Origin of the sequence: Piscirickettsia salmonis LF-89 = ATCC VR-1361, assembly GCF_000297215.2 — a bacterium.
GTDB classification, from domain to species: domain Bacteria; phylum Pseudomonadota; class Gammaproteobacteria; order Piscirickettsiales; family Piscirickettsiaceae; genus Piscirickettsia; species Piscirickettsia salmonis.
In genome coordinates this window covers 1-2,894 of sequence record NZ_AMFF02000099.1, presented here as the reverse complement: position 1 = coordinate 2,894, position 2,894 = coordinate 1, and the positions used below count along the sequence as shown (strand labels likewise).

Sequence of the window (2,894 nt, the reverse complement as noted above, 5' to 3'; positions counted from 1 at the left end):
TCGGCAGGCGGCTAAATCAGCGATCTTTGAGTATATCGAAGTTTTTTATAACAGAAAACGCATTCACTCAGCTAATGATTATTTATCACCTGAGGAATACGAGCATAATCAAAAAATCAGTTAAAAATTTGTCTAGAAAAAGGTTGCCAGATCAAACCACAGAAATTCCACTTTAGACTTGGCATAAAAATGGGGGCTTTACAGTTGCAATGGATTAGAATAATTTTTTCATTGTTAGATTATTTACCGATCTCAGTATAGATTCAGCCTTAGTCAAGAAATTGTGTATTAAAACTTGCAGCCCTATCGAACCATAACATGGACTTTAATTATTCTCCCTCATAATTAAATTTTGGTAATTCTAAATGCCAAAAAATAGCGGCCAGTCTTAACAAAAAGCAACTCACCAAAGTAATCACTACCGTCAAACTCCCAGGCAATGAAGTATACTTTAGCAACATATAAAGGGTAGCGGCGATCAATGCAACCAAAGCATAAATTTCCTTACGAAAAACCAGCGGCACATCATTACATAAAATATCACGCATTACACCACCAAAAATACCGGTACACATCCCCATAATCGCACAAACAGAAAAAGGCAAGGACAAAGCAAGCCCTTTTTCTGTACCAATAATTGCAAAGGTGACTAAGCCAAGTGCATCTAAAACTAGAAAGACAATAGATAAACGGGAGATAAAGCGAGCCAAATAAATTGTCACCACTGCTGCTGTTGTTGTAAATAGCAAATATTCTGGATGCCCTACCCAGCTTAACGGATAATTACCAATCAACACATCTCTGGCAGTTCCACCACCTAAAGCGGTGATAGCAGCAATCATAATCACACCAAAAAAGTCCATATGTTTACGACCAGCGGCAAGCGCCCCTGAACTTGCTTCAACAGAGATACCAATCAGATATAAAATATGCAGTAACATATAATAGGCCTTTAAGAATATTAGAAATATGAATACAGTTTATTTTTTAAAAAGAATTTTGGATGATCCACTAAAACAACCTTCTCTGGCAACTCAATTCGATCTTTCATATCTGTACGCACCAACACCATGCGCTCGACCTGTTGATTCATCACACGATACTGCACTAAACGCCCAACTGCACGCTGTAAACTTTCACCTAAACGCTGCACCCGTAACGGTACTGGCATACCACGAAAACGCTGCGCCAATAAACCATCAATTCGTGAATCTCGTGATACCAAAGTCGCCCCCAATGCTTTCACCGCTTCTAGAATATAACCTTCTGTTTTATAAATAAACTCTCGACCAAACTGCACGACTTTAGAATCCGTACGAATCATCGTCTCCAAACGCTCTTGCGTTAAAGTGACTGCTTCTTCTGAGCTATCAATACCCACCGCATTGCGCCCTAATAATTTTGCTGCGACTAAGCTTGTGCCACTGCCACAAAATGGATCTAAAACAATATCACCAGCATGGCTTGCTAACTGAATAATCCGTTCTAGTAATAATAAAGGTTTTTGTGTCGGATAACCTGTACGCTCTTTAGCATTTGGGTTTAAATAAGGAATATCATCCCACACATCACCCAAAGGTACGCCTTGCTTTGCTTCATTAAGTACATGCTCACCTTTTTCATCCTTCGCATACACACTCTTACCTTCCTCATCACGTGTACGCTTTTGCAATAACTGCTCTACATTTGTCGTTGGTGAATATTCGCCATACAAATGATTAAAAGTAAAGTCATCCGTTTTTGTATAAAAGAAAATCTTTTGATGCGTGGACTGTAAACCTTTTTTCACATTGCTCCAGCGCTTATAGTGCCAAATAATCTCTGAACGAAACTGATCAACTGAAAAAATATCATCCAAAAGCATTCTTACCCAATGACCAGCGCGCTGATCACAATGAAAAAACAGTGAACCCGTTGGCTTTAAAATACGTTGTAGCTCAACAAGCCGCACCTGTAAAAAATAAAGATACTCATGACGTCCTGTCCATATATCATTAAATTGGTAGGCTGAGGCCTCATTACCCTGCGGTGGCCCGCTAATCTGACGCTGCGTAAAAAAAGGTGGATCTAAATAAATTAGATCAACCGAATTCTCTGCAATTTCACGTAATTCAGCAAGGCAGTCATTATGTTTAACCTGATATTCAGTTGCATTCATCATTATTCGTAACAGTCAAAACTTATCCCTATTCATTCACTTTCTCATTGCATTCTTAGCTATACTCAACGTAGCAGCCATTAAGTGACCTGTGCCATGAAAGAAGGAATGCGTATTATTTTATTTGTTGCAATCACCATTGCGCTTATTATCGCAGGACTCTCTGCCGATAAAAAGCCCACTGGCCCAGACTTAAGCAAAGATGTTCAAAAACAGCAAAAACTCATTCAACCCTAAATTTAAACTAAATTAAACCCCAAGTACTTTGGCCATCGCACAAATACGAGCAACCATTGCATAAAAGCCATTACGTCGATTTGGGCTTAAATGACTCTCAAGATTTAATCTAGAAAAAATATCTTTTATATCAACTAACAATATCTCTTGAGGGGTTTTATTCGCATATGCCAGTAATAATACAGCGATCAAACCCTTGACGATCGCCGCATCACTATCTGCAATAATGTGTAAATGCTCACCGTCCATCCGACTGACCATCCACACTTGACTCATACACCCTGGTACCAAGCTATTTTTTGTCTTCAGCGCATCAGGCATAACTGGCAAATTTTGCCCAAGCTCAATAATCACTCGGTAACGGTCTTCCCAATCATCAATAAAGTCAAAGTTTTCAATCAATTCTTCTAGCTGCATGGCCGGCCTCTTTCACTTAATTCCCGCCGCATCATACCATAACTGGCAATAATCCACAGCTAAACTAGGCTCCGTTGACATT

General features: G+C 39.3%; 5 protein-coding genes. 2 read left to right on the top strand and 3 right to left on the bottom strand.

What is annotated here, in order from left to right; translation table 11 throughout:
- Positions 1-124 (top strand): IS3 family transposase (locus C200_RS09950; protein ID WP_033923756.1); only part of this gene is annotated, 124 nt, incomplete at its 5' end.
- 205 nt (positions 125-329) lie between these two features.
- Here the strand turns inward: C200_RS09950 and C200_RS09945 are convergent.
- Together C200_RS09945 and C200_RS09940 are read right to left on the bottom strand one after the other, a co-directional pair.
- Positions 330-941 (bottom strand): trimeric intracellular cation channel family protein, encoded by a 612-nt coding sequence (locus C200_RS09945; protein WP_016211971.1) that lies wholly within the window; start codon positions 939-941, stop codon positions 330-332.
- Between the two features lie 20 nt (positions 942-961).
- Positions 962-2,161 (bottom strand): DNA-methyltransferase, encoded by a 1,200-nt coding sequence (locus tag C200_RS09940; protein ID WP_016211966.1) that lies wholly within the window; start codon positions 2,159-2,161, stop codon positions 962-964.
- Positions 2,162-2,254: 93 nt separating this feature from the next.
- On the opposite strand from C200_RS09940, the gene C200_RS15485 reads away from it, so the two are divergent.
- Positions 2,255-2,395: a hypothetical protein gene (locus C200_RS15485; protein WP_017377024.1), complete on the top strand. Its 141-nt coding sequence runs from the start codon at positions 2,255-2,257 to the stop codon at positions 2,393-2,395.
- A 12-nt stretch (positions 2,396-2,407) separates the two neighbouring features.
- Here C200_RS15485 and C200_RS09935 read toward each other — a convergent pair whose 3' ends face one another.
- Positions 2,408-2,812 carry a SufE family protein gene (locus C200_RS09935; RefSeq protein ID WP_016211968.1) on the bottom strand — a complete coding sequence of 135 codons (405 nt, stop codon included), beginning with the start codon at positions 2,810-2,812 and terminating at the stop codon, positions 2,408-2,410.
- Between the last annotated feature and the right edge of the window lie 82 nt (positions 2,813-2,894).

What these genes read in the sequence shown, in the direction of transcription:
- C200_RS09945 (WP_016211971.1), bottom strand. Translation starts at nt 941, where the DNA reads ATGTTACTGCATATTTTATATCTGATTGGTATCTCTGTTGAAGCAAGT.
- C200_RS09940 (WP_016211966.1), bottom strand. Translation starts at nt 2,161, where the DNA reads ATGATGAATGCAACTGAATATCAGGTTAAACATAATGACTGCCTTGCT.
- C200_RS15485 (WP_017377024.1), top strand. Translation starts at nt 2,255, where the DNA reads ATGAAAGAAGGAATGCGTATTATTTTATTTGTTGCAATCACCATTGCG.
- C200_RS09935 (WP_016211968.1), bottom strand. Translation starts at nt 2,812, where the DNA reads ATGCAGCTAGAAGAATTGATTGAAAACTTTGACTTTATTGATGATTGG.